Consider the following 13,274-nt stretch of genomic DNA (forward strand, 5'->3'; position numbering starts at 1 on the left):
CGAGATACCCGGCCTTGCGCGGCCGAGACGCAGCGCCCCCGCCCAAAGAAAAACGCCCCGCCGGAGGTCCGGCGGGGCGCTGTGTCGTATGGAACAGGAAGGGCCGCCCCTTCCCTCGCGTCGCTCGGCTACGCGGGCTTGCGCGCGCGCAGGATGTCCTCCAGCGCGTCGGCGAAGGCGTCGAGGTCGGCGCGCGGAATGGTCAGCGCAGGCAGCAGGCGCAGCACGCAGTCCTGCGTCAGGTTGCAGATGAAGCCCCGGTCGATGAGCGCCTGCCACACCTCCTTGCCGGGGAAGGCAAGCACCACGCCGATCATCAGGCCCAGGCCCCGCACATGGTCGATGGTGCCGGGCAGCTTTTCGCCCATGGCCCGGAAGCGGTCCATGATCCGCGAACCTTCCGTGGCGGCCCGCCCGGCCAGGTCGTCGCGCAGCATGATCTCCACGGTCCTGGCCGCCACGGCGGAAACCAGCGCCCCCGCCCCGAAGGTGGTGGCGTGGCTGCCCGCCACGAAGCCCCGGGCCACCTCGTCGGTGGTCATCATGGCGCCCATGGGCAGTCCGTTGGCCAGGGCCTTGGCGCAACTGACGATGTCCGGTTCCAGCCCGTAGTTCTGGAAGGACCAGAACCGTCCGGTGCGGCACATGCCCGCCTGGATCTCGTCGGTCATGAACAGCACGCCCTTTTCGCGGCACAGGGCCTGCACGGCGCGGGCGTAGTCCGGATCCAGCGGGCACACGCCGCCCTCACCCTGCACCACCTCCACCAGCACGCCAGCCGTGCGGGGGCCGATGGCGGCGCGCAGGGCCTCGATGTCGCCCGTGGGCACCTGCCGGAAGCCCTCCGGCATGGGATGGAAGCCGTCCTGGAACCTGGCCTGCCCGGTGGCGGCCACCGTGGCCAGGGTGCGCCCGTGGAAGGCCCCGGAAAGGGTGATGATCTCGTACGCCTCGCGGCCCTGCACGCGCTGCATGTAGCGCCGGGCCAGCTTGATGGCCGCCTCGTTGGCCTCCGCGCCGGAGTTGCAGAAGAACGCCTTGGTGCAGTGACTGGTGGACAACAGTTTTTCCGCCAGGTCCAACTGCTCTTCCTGATAGAAGAGGTTGCTCACGTGCACCAGCTTGCGGGCCTGGACGGCGGCCACCTCGGCCAGTTCCTCGTTGCTGTGACCCAGCGAGGTCACGGCGATGCCGGACAAAAGGTCCACGTATTCGCGGCCGTCAACGTCCCACAGGCGCGAACCGCTGCCCTTGACCACTGAAATGGGATACCGGCCGTAGGTGCGGCACAACAGGGATTCCTCGCGCGCTTTCAGCGCTTCGAACCGTTCGCTCATGGCGTGTCTCCGGAGAATGGGAAGAAGTATCGGATGCGGCGGGGGCGGCAGCCCGGCAAAAGCGCCGGGTATCCCTTAAAGACTGCCGGTATGGCCAAAACCACCCGCGCCGCGCGCCGTCTCGCCGAGGGCATCGGCCTCTTCGACAAGGGCGTGGAAATACGGCTGGAACACTAGCTGCGCAATGCGCTCGCCACGGCGAATTCGTCGTTCCTCGCCAGAGGTGTTCAGCAGCGAGACCACGATCTCGCCGCGATAGTCGGGGTCGATGACGCCGACCCCCTGGCTGACGGTAAGCCCCATGCGCGTCCCAAGCCCGCTGCGCGAATACACGAACCCGGCCGCGCCGGGCGCAAGCGGCTCAACGGCCACCCCGGCGGGGATGGCCAGCCGCGACCCGGCGGGCAGAACCGCCTCTTCCGCGTCCATGCAGGCGCGCAAATCCATGCCCGCCGCAAGCGGCGTGGCCGGTGCGAGGCCGCCTGGGCCATCGCCGAGAGCGTACAGTTCGCGCGCGTCGCGCAGGTAGCGCACCCGCACGCGCAACGACGGAGTACCCTCTCTAACGCTGCTTGCACTTGTCACGAAAAAGCTCCTGTGAAAGAATACCATCATATCCGCAGACCTCATGAACATGAGGTTCGCCGGACCGTCTGTTCCTATGCCACTCTTGCTGGCAAGTCAAAAGAACGCCGACGCCGCATCCGCCGGAGGTACGCAGCATGCAGCCGCTCAAGGTCTTCAGCGTCATCCCCAAGCTGCCCGAAGGGCTCGAAGGACTGTGGGAACTGGCCTACAATCTCTGGTTCTCGTGGAACAGCGACATCGAGACCATCTTCTCGCAGATGGACCAGCGGCTGTGGCAGGAAAGCTACCGCAACCCGGTATGGTTCCTGAACCACGTACCCCAGCGAACGCTGGAGGAACTTTCGCGCGACACGTTCTTCAAGGCGCGGCTGGCCGACGCGGTGCAGCAACTGCGCCAGTACGTGGGCAGCCCTTCGCCGCACAGGTTCGACGGGGTGGCCCAGGGCACGCCCGCCGTGGCCTACTTCAGCCTGGAATTCGGCCTGGCGCTGTGCCTGCCCATCTATTCCGGGGGGCTCGGCATCCTGGCGGGCGACCACCTGAAATCGGCCAGCGACCTCAACGTGCCGCTGGTGGGCGTCGGCATCGCCTACCAGCAAGGATATTTCCGTCAGTACATGACCCCCGACGGCTGGCAGCAGGAACGCTACCCCGTCTACGACTTCGAGCAGATGCCCATGCGCCCGGCCCTGACCCCCGACGGCCAGCCCGCCGTGGTGCGCCTGGACGTGGGCGACCGCCCCCTTGCGGCGCGCATCTGGCAGGTGGCCGTGGGCCGGGTGACCCTGTACCTGCTTGACACCAACATGCCGGAGAACCCGCCCGACTTCCGCCAGATCACCGAGCGGCTGTACGGCGGCAACATCGAGATGCGCCTGTGGCAGGAAATCCTGCTGGGCATCGGCGGCATCAAGGCGCTGAAGGTGCTGGGCATTGACCCCAAGGTCATCCACATGAACGAGGGCCATTCGGCCTTCGCGGGGCTTGAGCGGGTGCGGGTGTTCATGAAGGAGCACGGCATGTCGTTCGAGGCCGCCACAGAGGTTGCCGCCTCCGGCTCCATCTTCACCACGCACACCCCGGTGCCCGCAGGCAACGACCGCTTCGCGCCCGACCTCATGCACCGCTACTTCGAACCCTACGCCCGCGACATGGGCCTGGCCTTCAAGGTCTTCATGGCCCTTGGGCGCGAGGCCCCGCACGACGACGCCGAACCCTTCTGCATGACCGTGCTGGCCCTGCGCCTGTCGCGCTCCAACAACGGGGTGTCCACCCTGCACGGTCGCGTCTCGCGCAACATGTGGAAGCAGGTCTGGCACCAGTTCCCCATGGAGGACGTGCCCATCGGCGCGCTGACCAACGGGGTGCACGCCCCCACCTGGGTGGCCCAGGACATCGGCATGCTGTACGACCGCTACCTTGGCTCCAACTGGCGCGAAGACCCCGACTGCGCTCGCGCGTGGAGCCAGGTGGACACCATTTCCGACGCCGAGTTCTGGCGCACCCACGAACGGCTGCGCGCCCGGCTGGTGGACTTCGTGCGCGAACGGCTGCGCCGTCAGTTGGCGGCGCAGGGCGCACGGCGGCAGGACATCCAGATGGCAGAGGAAATGCTGAACCCGGAGGCCCTGACCATCGGCTTCGCCCGGCGCTTCGCCACCTACAAGCGCGCCAACCTGCTGCTGCAGGACCGTGAACGGCTGCAACGCCTGCTGGCCGACCGTGAACGGCCTGTGCAGTTCATCATCGCGGGCAAGGCGCACCCGCAGGACCAGGAAGGCAAGCAGCTGATCAAGGACCTGATAGCCTTCAGCCGCTCGCGCGAGGCGTACATGAGCGTGGTCTTCATCGAGGACTACGACATGGAGGTGGCCTCGTACCTGATTTCCGGCTGCGACGTGTGGCTGAACAACCCGCGCCGCCCGCTGGAGGCCTGCGGCACCAGCGGCATGAAGGCCATGCTCAACGGCGTGGTGCAGTTCTCCACGCTGGACGGCTGGTGGGACGAGGCCTACCGCCCGGACAACAGCCTGGGCTGGGCCATCGGCAAGGGCGAGGAATACGACGACCCGGACTACCAGGACTTCGTGGAGATGCAGACGCTCTACAACATCCTGGAAAACGACATCATTCCAGAGTTCTACGATCGCGGCCGGGGCGGCCTGCCCCGCTCGTGGATACGCCGCATGAAGGCCGCCCTGAAGGAACTGGCCCCCCGCTACAACTCCCACCGCATGGTGCTGGACTACCTGGGCACGGCCTACTCCCCGGCCCACGGCTACTACATGCGCCTCGCGCGCGACGGCTTCACCCCCGCGCGCGAACTGTCCGACTGGCGCATGGAGATGATGACCAAGTGGAGCGGGGTGCAGATCCGCAACGTGCGCAGCCGGGTGGAGGACACCCTGCACGTGGGCGACTCGCTGCGGGTGGAGGCGGAACTGTACCTCGACGACATCGCCGCCGAGCATGTGCTCGTCCAGTTGTACGCCGGGCCGCTGGCGCAGGACGGCTCCTTCGCCCATCGCCAGCTTACGGTCATGGCTCCCGAGGGCGAACGGCGCGACGGCTGGCAACTGTTCAGCGGCAGCACCCGCCCGGCGGAGGCCGGTCGCTTCGGGTTCACCGTGCGGGCCGCCCCGGTGCACCCGCTGCTGGCCGACCCGCACTCCCTGGGGCTGATCCGCTGGGCTTCGCCCGCCTAGGAAAGCGCGTGCAGAGTTCACGCCCATGGCGCGTCGTCGGCATTCACCACAGGATGCCGACGGCGACGCTGACCACCTTGCGGCATGCGGTGCTTCTGGCCGCACTGGCCGTATTTCTCGCACCGGGGATCATGCCCCCGCCGCAGGCCCGTGCCCAATCGGAGCAGACAGCGTCTGACACCGGCCACTCCGCCGCGCCCAGCAGGCCAGCCCCCGCGTACCGCAGCGCCCCCCGGCCCACCTCCTCCCCCGCCCACCCACGCAGTGGCGATGCGGACAACACCGGCGTCCTTGTCATCGCCACCCTGGACTGGCCCCCCTACGTGGAGCGCTACCTGCCGCACGGCGGATACGCCGTGCAGGTCATCCGGGCCGCGCTGGCCTCTGCCGGACTTGCGGCCCGGTTCGAATTCATGCCGTGGTCGCGGGCAGTGGCCCAAATGCAGGCGGGCAGGGTGTCCGCCATCGCCCCGGAATACCGAACCACCGAACGCGAGGCGGACTGCGATTTTTCCGCGCCCTTCCCCGGCGGCCCGCTGGTGCTGCTGGCCACCGAGGGCAACGCGCGGCGCTGGGGCGACCTACGCGACCTCGCCGGTCTGCGCATCGGCGTGGTGCGCGGCTACGTGCACACCGACGCCTTCGACGCGGCCACATTCCTGCGCAAGGAGCCCGCGAACGACGAGTTGGCCAACCTGCGCAAGCTCATGGCCGGGCGCATCGACGCCATGGCCGCCGACCGCAACACGGTGCAGTTCCTGCTGCGGCGCGAACTTTCCGGGCACTCCGTGAACGTGGCCGAATTCCAGCCGCCCCTTGGCGAACGAGATCTGCACGTCTGCTTTTCCCGCGCGCGGCCCGACCATGCGGACCTGCGCGCGGCCTTCGACAAGGGCCTTGCCGCCGTGCGGGCCGCCGGACTGGTGGAAGCGTTGCACCGTGAAATGCTCACGCTGGCTGGCGGTAAGAACACGACGCGATAACCCGCGCGGCCAGCCGTTCCCCGGTTCTTCATTCCGGACGCGCCCGTCTCGGACGTCCCTTCCCTCGCCTTGGCCCCGGCCCGCGCATCCCGCCCGGCCGCCGGTCCTCCCTTGCCTGCCGGGCGGAAATGCCCTACCTCACCCGCAGGCCGCCGCGCCCGCCGCGCGACCGGACGTTTCCATCCCATCCGCCAGAAGTTCCGGAGGACATCTTGACCGCACTCGTCACCGCCGCCATCGCCGGTGGAGGCCTCGCGGGCTGCGAATGCGCCCGCAGGCTTGCCCGCGCGGGCGTCGCCGTCACCCTGTACGAAATGAAGCCCGGCTCCTATTCCCCGGCCCACACCAGCCCCGACCTTGCCGAGTTGGTGTGCTCCAATTCGCTGCGCTCGGACGACATCGCCTCCGGCGTCGGGCTGCTGAAGCAGGAAATGCGCGAGTTGGACAGTCTGGTCATGCAGGTGGCCGAGGCCACCCGCGTGCCCGCCGGAAAGGCCCTGGCCGTGGACCGCGAACTGTTCGCCCGGCGCATGACCGAGGCCATGGAGGCGGAACCGAACATCACCGTGGTACGCCAGGAAATTCCCTCCATCCACGCGCCGGAACTGGCCGCCGCCGACGTGGCCGTGGTGGCCGCGGGCCCCCTGGCCAGCGCGCCGCTGGCCGCGTCGCTGGCCGCCGTGGTCGGCTCGGACCATCTGTATTTCTACGACGCCATCGCGCCCATCATCGCCGCCGAATCCATCGATACCACCATCGCCTTTCAGGGCTCGCGCTATGACGAGGGCGAGGGCGACTACCTGAACTGCCCCATGAACCGCGAGGAGTACGAGGCCTTTCACGCCGCCCTGCTGGCCGCCGAAAAGGCCCCCACCCACGAGTTCGAGAAGGAAATCCACTTCGAGGGCTGCATGCCCATCGAAGCCCTGGCCGAACGCGGCGAACGCACCCTGGTCTTCGGGCCGTTCAAGCCCGTGGGCTTCACCGACCCGCGCACCGGCCTGCGCCCCTACGCCATCGTGCAACTGCGCGCCGAAAACCTGAACCGCACTGCCTACAACCTGGTGGGCTGCCAGACCAAGCTCAAGTACGGCGAGCAGGAACGCGTGTTCCGGATGATCCCGGGCCTCGCCAATGCAGAGTTCGTGCGCCACGGCTCCATGCACCGCAACACCTACGTCAACGCGCCCCTCGTGCTGGCCGACAACCTGGCCCTGCGGCCCCACCGCCACGTGCATCTGGCCGGGCAGATCACCGGCGTGGAAGGCTACGTGGAATCCGCCGCCTGCGGCCTGTGGCTGGGCATGCTGCTGGCCGCCCGCGCCCTGGGCCGCGACCTGCCCCAGCCCCCAGTGGACACCGCCCTCGGCGCGCTGCTGCACCACCTGCGCACCCCCGCCAAGAATTTCCAGCCCTCCAACGTCAACTTCGGCCTCATGCCCGAACTCACCCAGCGCGCCCGCAAACGCGACCGCAAGGCCCTGTACGCCGAACGCGCCCGCGCCAGCTTTGCCACATGGCTGGAGGGTGTGCCGGGGTTGGAGAAGTAATCGGAAAAAAATGCAAACCGGGGAAGGGGACGCTTTGAAAAGCGTCCCCTTCCCCGGACCCCATCCCCCGTAAACTTTTTATTTGGGGAGATTCACTACAAAGCGGTAAGACCGTATTATTTGATACGGCTCGGTTTCAATCGCTCCGTATCAAGTTACTTTCGCCACCCATTTGAAAAGTTTTGGAAGGAAGGGGTGGGGTTCGGGGCGGGGGAGGAAACCTTTTCCAAAAGGTTTCCTCCCCCGCCCCGATTCTCTTTCTTCTCCATTCCTTTCTATAGCCCCCGTGCCTCCACATCGGCCAGCAGGGCGGCGTGGTCGTGCTGGCGCAGGATATCGAAGTCGGGGCGGGCGTAGCGGTACTGGAGCTTGTACATGTTGGCCCAGGCGTTGGAGAACTGGGCGGGGTCGGTCCACGAGGCGCGGCCGGTGCGCTTCATGTGGCGCACGGCCAGATGGCCCTGATAGACGGGCAGGTCGCCCCGCAGGCTGCGGCGCAGGTCGTGTTCCAGGTCGTCGTACTGGCTGGGGGCGTAGCGCAGGTCGAAGGGACCCACGGCGTCGAACACGGCGCGTCGGAACAGGTGACAGCAGCCGGTGACGGACACGCACGGGCGCAGGTAGGAAAACTGGCCGAAGTCCAGTTCCTGTAAATGCAGGTCGGAGACGGAAAACCGGCGTCGGTAGCCGGGGGCGTTCTCGGGCGCGGCGGCCATGTCGCCGCCGGGGTCCAGATGCAGGTCCACGGATTGGAGCAGCATGGGAACCGAGTAGTCCACCACGCGGCAGCCGTACACGTTGGCGTGGGGATACGAGGCCATGGATGCACCGAACAGGCGCAGCCAGTGGGGCGGCACGGTGGCGTCGTCGTCCAGAAAGGCCACCCAGTCGCAGGCGCGCACTTCCGGCAGGGTCAGCAGCCAGTTGCGGGCGGGAGGAGCGCCGATGTTCAGCGGCAGGGTGACGGTGTGCAGCCGTTCGCCCAAACGGCCGGGAACGCGCTCCGCCCAGCGGGCCAGCACGGCGGGGGTGGCGTCGGTGCAGCCGTTGTCCAGCACCACCACGCGGGCATCGCCGAGGTCCGACGCGGCCACGGAGGCCAACGCCTCGTCGATGCATTCGGCCTTGTTCCAGGTGTAGAACAGCACCGCGCCGCGCCCGGCGGGCAGATCGCCCGGCAGGTCGCGACCGCGCGCCACGTCGTCGCGGCGCAGCAGAAGGTTGACCTGCCAGGGGCGGGCCTCGGCCGCCACACTCCACAGGGCCAGGGCGCCCTCGCGGTCACCCGCGCGGTACAGGGATTCTGCGTGGCGCACCTTCCATGTCACCAGCGGCAGGGCCTTGCAGGCGGCGGCGTACAGGGCGGCGGCACCGGCCATGTCCCCCCGCGCGAAGGCCACGTCGCCGCGCAGGGCGGCGACAATCGGTGCGGGAACATTACCGGGGCCAGAAGGCAGCCCGGCCAGCCACGCGTCCAGCCACTGGTGGCGGGCCTCGGTCATGCCCACCACCAGGGCCTGCCGCAGCCAGAAGGTGTTGCCCGGCTGGGCGCGGCGCTGGCGGTCCAGCAGCCGGCACGAGGCGTCGGCGTCGCGCTGCTGAAGCAGTTGCACCAGTTGGCGCACTTCGGCATCCGGCGGGGGCGCATCCAGTGAGGCCAGCAGTTCCGCCACCCGGAACACCGGCGTGGGCAAGAAGGGCCGGGCCTTGTGCAACGCGGCCAGTTGCCCCGCCGTGCGGCCGTCCAGCGGGTCGCCCTCCCATGCGGCGCACAGGGCGTCGGCCCCCAGCGCGAACAGCGCGGGAGCGCCATACGCCGCGCCTTCCGGCGTGTTCATGGCCGCAAGGGCCATCTCGGCAATGCCGACAAGGTGCAACTGCCCCACCCCGCCCTTGAGCAGGGCGGCGGCGAGGTCGCCGGGCAGGGAACGCCAGCGGGGGCGTACAAGGGCGGAAGAGGTCACGGGGGCTCCGGCGGGTTCAATTGACATTCCGGGCGTTACCGCCCACAGTGCCGCATCGGTCGATCCGCGCGCCGCGACGGGCACACGTTTCGGCGCGTTGTATCCCGCCAACCCGCATCCCCGCAACACGCATGGCGCATCAGCACGGCATCCCCGCACCAGACCCGGCCCAGGCCCCCGCGCTGCTGGCCGCCCTCATGGACCGCGTGCCCATGTGGGAATGCGGGGCCATGGGCGCGGACAACCAGTTCCGCCTGGCGCGCGGGGCCATCGAAAACGCGGGGGGCAACCCCGGCGTGGTGGCGGCCGGGGTGGGCATGGCCCTGTGGGGCTGGCGCGACAACCCGCTGGATACCCGTCTGGCCGCCCTGCTGCGCGCCATCATGGAGGACGCCCCGCAGGCGTTCGACCCGGCCTTGCACGCGCTGGTGGCCCGCCTGCATGACAGGCTGCGCGTGCCCGCCGACTTCGGCGCGCTGGACGCCTCACTGAATGAACAAGGCGGCCCGGCCAGCGCTCCGGCACGGGTGGTGCTGGACGTGGTGCTGCCCCGCCTGGCCGACCCCGCGCACGGCCTGTTCTGGCTGGCGCGCGGCGTGGAATGGTGCGTGCGCCACGAAAATTCCGTGGGGCCGACCGGGGACGGCACGGCGGCCCCCACGGCCCCGATTCCTGATGACGCCACGCTGGAAACCCTGCTGCGCGCCGCCATGGCCCTGCCCGGCGAACTCGCGCTGCCCGCCGCCCTGGCGGACCGGCTGCGCGCCGAATGGGCGGTGCGCCGCCTGTCCACGGGCGACGCGCTGCGGCAACTGGACGGTCTGGTCGCGCCGGACGCCGCATCCGGCGAACCGTCCCCCTTTGCCCCATGGTACGCGCTGCGCCGCGCCGAACTGCTTACCCAACTGGCCAGGGCGGGCCACGCGGCGGACGCCGCCGCCCTGCTGCTGCCCCTGTGGCGCGAGGCCCCCTACCACCCCAACCTCACGCTGGCCCTGCACGAACTGCTGCACCCGCTGCCCGCGCCACCTGCGGACATGCCCGCCCCCGCCATCCTGCTGTACACCTGGAACAAGCGCGACCTGGCCGCGCAGACCCTGCGTTCGCTGCGCGCGGCGGGGTTCCGAGGCGCGCCGGTCTTCGCGCTGGACAACGGCTCGCAGGACGGCACGGAAGACATGTTCCGGGCCATGGCGGCGGACTGGGGCTCACCGTTCACGGTGGTGCGCCTGCCGGTGAACGTGGGCGCGCCCGCCGCCCGCAACTGGCTGCTGTCCTTGCCGGAAGTGCGCCAGCGCGAGCACGCCGTGTTCCTGGACGACGACGTGCTGCTGAACCCCGGCTGGCTGGACGGCCTGCTGGCCGTGGCCCACGCCCGGCCCGGCTGGGGGGCCATCGGCTGCGCCGTCACCGACCATACCCCGCCGCACGCGCTGCAATGCGCCGACTTTTTCGCCCTGCCGCCGGACATGGGCACCCGCAGCTTCGCCGACCTCGACGAGCACTGGCACATCCACGGCAATTCGGCGGGCAGCGCCGACACCCTGCTCACCGCCTACACCCGGCCCTGCCTGTCCGTTTCCGGGTGCTGCCACATGGTGTCCATGGCCTCGGTGCGGGATGTGGGGCCGTTCGACGTGCGGTTCACCCCCAGCCAGTTCGACGACCTGGAGCGGGACATCCGCTGCACGCTGGCCGGGCTGCCGGTGTGGTACGCGGGCACGGTGCGGGTGCGCCACATGCAGCATTCCAGCCTGCGCCAGGCCACCAGCCGGGCGCGCAGCGCGCACATCTTCGGCAACCGTATCAAGCTGGAACACCTGCACCCGGCGAACAAGGCCAGGCAGGCGCGCGAGGCATCCGCCGCGCTGGCCCGGCAAGACCTGCTGCGCAAGGCCGCGGCGCTGGCGGCAACGCTGCCGCCGGGCACGGAATAGCCGCCTCGCGCCCCCGTTCACCCGCATCCTCAAGCCATTCACCATCACGAGCCCTATCCGCATGACCGCCAAAGCACCCCTCGTCTCCGTCATCATCCCCGCCTGGAACCTCTGGGACCTCACACGCGGCTGCCTGGAGAGCCTGCACGCGCACACGCCCGGCGGCGTGCTGGAGGTCATCGTGGTGGACAACGGCTCCACCGACGCCACGGCCAGTGACCTGGAACCGCTGGGGCGCACCCTGTTCGGGGATCGTTTCCGGGCCATCCGCCTGCCGGAAAACAAGGGCTTCGCCGTGGCCAGCAACCTTGGCGCGGCGCAGGCCCGCGCGGGCAGGCTGCTGTTCCTGAACAACGACACCCTGGCCACGCCCGGCTGGCTGCCGCCGCTGCTGCGCGCGCTGGACGACGATGACCGTCTGGGAGCCGTGGGGCCGCTGCTGCTCTATCCGGATACGGACAGGGTGCAGCACTGCGGCATCGCCTTCACGCCGTCGCTGTCCACCGAGCACCTGTACGCCAACTTTCCCTCCGCGCACCCTGCGGTGGCGGCACGGCGGCCCTTGCAGGCCATCACCGGCGCGGCCTTGCTCATGGGGCGCGGCCTGTTCGCGGACTGTGGCGGCTTCCATGAAGGGTATCTGAACGGCAGCGAAGACCTGGAACTGTGCTGGCGCATCCGGGAACGGGGGCTGAAGCTGGCCTGCGTGGCGGAAAGCCGGGTGTATCATCTGGAAAGCCGCACCCCCGGCCGCCGCGACCACGACGCCGCCAACGCCGCCCGGCTCAACCGGCGCTGCTCCGGTTGCTTCGGGCCGGACCTGCACAAGCTGGCCCGGCGCGACGGCTTCGAGATGGCCCTGACCCCGTGGCTGGAAACCTACCTGACCCTGCCCGCCGCGCGCGCGGCGGAACTGATGGCGGCCCACGCAGAATTCGAGCCCGGCCGCTGCTGGCAGGCCCTGCAGGCCGACCCGCTGTGGCAGCCCGGCTACGAACTGCTGGCCGCGTTCCTGGAAGGCCACGGCAGGTATCTGGAAGCATCCGGCGTGCGGCTGCTGCACTGCTATTTCTTTCCCACCCTGCCGGGGTACCGCCGCCTGGCCCTTACGGCGGCGCAGGCGGGCAACCCCGACCTGGCCGGACAGGCGGCCCGCAAGATAGAGCACGTCACCGGCCTGCTGGAGGACCCGGAACCGCTGGTGCGCAAGGCGCGCGGGCTGGCCCGCTGGGCGCGGCGGGCGGGCGAGCGCGAGGTGGGCGCGCTGTACGAAGGCTGGCTGGCCGACCTTGGCCTGGCGCTGGAAGGCGACGGCCCGGACGACGGACAGGACGACTGCCCGGACGATGGGCAGGGCGGCACGAAATGTCTGCCGGGCGCAGGCGACTGACGCACGGCCCTGCCGGAGGCATCGCCCTTTTCGCAGCCCCCCTAAAAGCAGCTTCCCGCGTCTCCCCACGCTTTATTCGCCAAACGCGACGGCGGCGCACCCGGAACCTTGCCGGATGCGCCGCCGTCGTGCGTCGCCAACCCGGTGGGGTACGCCCCACCGCAGTTGCGTTTTCCGCTACTTCTCCACCCAGGCCGCGATGCGGGCCTCCAGTTCCTCTTCGGGCCAGGAGGGCCGGTCATACATGCCCGCCAGCACGCGCTGGCGCGAGGCCTCGGACAAGATCACCGCCGCCGCCACCGACACGTTGAAACTCTGGATCATCCCGTACATGGGGATGTATACTTCGCCGTCCACCAGCGCGGTCAGTTCCGGGGCCACGCCGGAATGCTCGTTGCCCATGATGATGGCGGTGGGCTGGGTCATGTCGTACTCGCCAAGGGGGCGCGCCTCCGGGGTGCAACTGGTGGCCAGCACGCGGTGGCCGCTTTCCTTCAGGGTGCGCATCAGGCTCTGGGCGTCGGAATGGCGCACCGTGTCCACCCACTTGCGGGCCGAGGCCGACGACTTGCGGCCCAGCACGGGAAAGGCGGTGTCGGTGTAGTACAGGTGCACCTGGGCCACGCCGAAGGCGTCGCAGCTGCGGTAGATGGCCGAAACGTTGTGCGGGTCGTGGATGTTGGCCAGCACAAGGGTCAGATCCTTCTGCCGCCAGCCGAGAACGCGGCGGATGCGTTCCATGCGCCGGGGGGTTATCTGTCGTGCCATGCTGCCGCCGGTAAGGTTTGTTCGGGGGTTGAGGGGGCAAAAACGCCGTGGG

At 69.4% G+C, this 13,274-nt stretch carries 9 protein-coding genes; 5 read left to right on the plus strand and 4 right to left on the minus strand.

Annotated elements, in window-relative coordinates; translation table 11 throughout:
- Nucleotides 1–128: 128 nt before the first annotated feature.
- Nucleotides 129–1,337: an aspartate aminotransferase family protein gene (locus tag RVX_RS10675; protein ID WP_116305839.1), complete on the minus strand. Its 1,209-nt coding sequence runs from the start codon at nt 1,335–1,337 to the stop codon at nt 129–131.
- 75 nt (nt 1,338–1,412) lie between these two features.
- On the minus strand, nt 1,413–1,883 hold the full coding sequence (dut, locus tag RVX_RS10680) for a dUTP diphosphatase (protein WP_420192307.1): 471 nt from the start codon (nt 1,881–1,883) through the stop codon (nt 1,413–1,415).
- A gap of 176 nt (nt 1,884–2,059) precedes the next feature.
- Between dut and glgP the strand changes: the two genes are divergently transcribed.
- The 3 genes from glgP to trmFO all read left to right on the plus strand — a co-directional run bounded on the left by glgP (nt 2,060) and on the right by trmFO (nt 7,163).
- A complete protein-coding gene (gene glgP, locus RVX_RS10685) occupies nt 2,060–4,630 on the plus strand; it encodes an alpha-glucan family phosphorylase (protein ID WP_420192308.1) in 2,571 nt (856 codons plus the stop codon).
- A gap of 8 nt (nt 4,631–4,638) precedes the next feature.
- A complete protein-coding gene (locus tag RVX_RS10690) occupies nt 4,639–5,613 on the plus strand; it encodes a substrate-binding periplasmic protein (protein ID WP_147307519.1) in 975 nt (324 codons plus the stop codon).
- A 212-nt stretch (nt 5,614–5,825) separates the two neighbouring features.
- On the plus strand, nt 5,826–7,163 hold the full coding sequence (trmFO, locus tag RVX_RS10695) for a methylenetetrahydrofolate--tRNA-(uracil(54)-C(5))-methyltransferase (FADH(2)-oxidizing) TrmFO (RefSeq protein ID WP_116305841.1): 1,338 nt from the start codon (nt 5,826–5,828) through the stop codon (nt 7,161–7,163).
- A 275-nt stretch (nt 7,164–7,438) separates the two neighbouring features.
- Here trmFO and RVX_RS10700 read toward each other — a convergent pair whose 3' ends face one another.
- Nucleotides 7,439–9,127 (minus strand): glycosyltransferase family 2 protein, encoded by a 1,689-nt coding sequence (locus tag RVX_RS10700; protein WP_116305842.1) that lies wholly within the window; start codon nt 9,125–9,127, stop codon nt 7,439–7,441.
- A gap of 131 nt (nt 9,128–9,258) precedes the next feature.
- Between RVX_RS10700 and RVX_RS10705 the strand changes: the two genes are divergently transcribed.
- Nucleotides 9,259–11,064 carry a glycosyltransferase family 2 protein gene (locus tag RVX_RS10705; protein WP_116305843.1) on the plus strand — a complete coding sequence of 602 codons (1,806 nt, stop codon included), beginning with the start codon at nt 9,259–9,261 and terminating at the stop codon, nt 11,062–11,064.
- 61 nt (nt 11,065–11,125) lie between these two features.
- Nucleotides 11,126–12,454 (plus strand): glycosyltransferase family 2 protein, encoded by a 1,329-nt coding sequence (locus tag RVX_RS10710; RefSeq protein ID WP_116305844.1) that lies wholly within the window; start codon nt 11,126–11,128, stop codon nt 12,452–12,454.
- 177 nt (nt 12,455–12,631) lie between these two features.
- On the opposite strand, the gene RVX_RS10715 is transcribed toward RVX_RS10710, so the two are convergent.
- Nucleotides 12,632–13,222 carry a TrmH family RNA methyltransferase gene (locus RVX_RS10715; protein WP_116305845.1) on the minus strand — a complete coding sequence of 197 codons (591 nt, stop codon included), beginning with the start codon at nt 13,220–13,222 and terminating at the stop codon, nt 12,632–12,634.
- Between the last annotated feature and the right edge of the window lie 52 nt (nt 13,223–13,274).

The organism is Nitratidesulfovibrio sp. HK-II, assembly GCF_003402415.2.
Classification (GTDB): Bacteria; Desulfobacterota; Desulfovibrionia; order Desulfovibrionales; family Desulfovibrionaceae; genus Cupidesulfovibrio.

What these genes read in the sequence shown, in the direction of transcription:
- RVX_RS10675 (WP_116305839.1), bottom strand. Translation starts at nt 1,337, where the DNA reads ATGAGCGAACGGTTCGAAGCGCTGAAAGCGCGCGAGGAATCCCTGTTG.
- glgP (WP_420192308.1), top strand. Translation starts at nt 2,060, where the DNA reads ATGCAGCCGCTCAAGGTCTTCAGCGTCATCCCCAAGCTGCCCGAAGGG.
- RVX_RS10705 (WP_116305843.1), top strand. Translation starts at nt 9,259, where the DNA reads ATGGCGCATCAGCACGGCATCCCCGCACCAGACCCGGCCCAGGCCCCC.
- RVX_RS10710 (WP_116305844.1), top strand. Translation starts at nt 11,126, where the DNA reads ATGACCGCCAAAGCACCCCTCGTCTCCGTCATCATCCCCGCCTGGAAC.
- RVX_RS10715 (WP_116305845.1), bottom strand. Translation starts at nt 13,222, where the DNA reads ATGGCACGACAGATAACCCCCCGGCGCATGGAACGCATCCGCCGCGTT.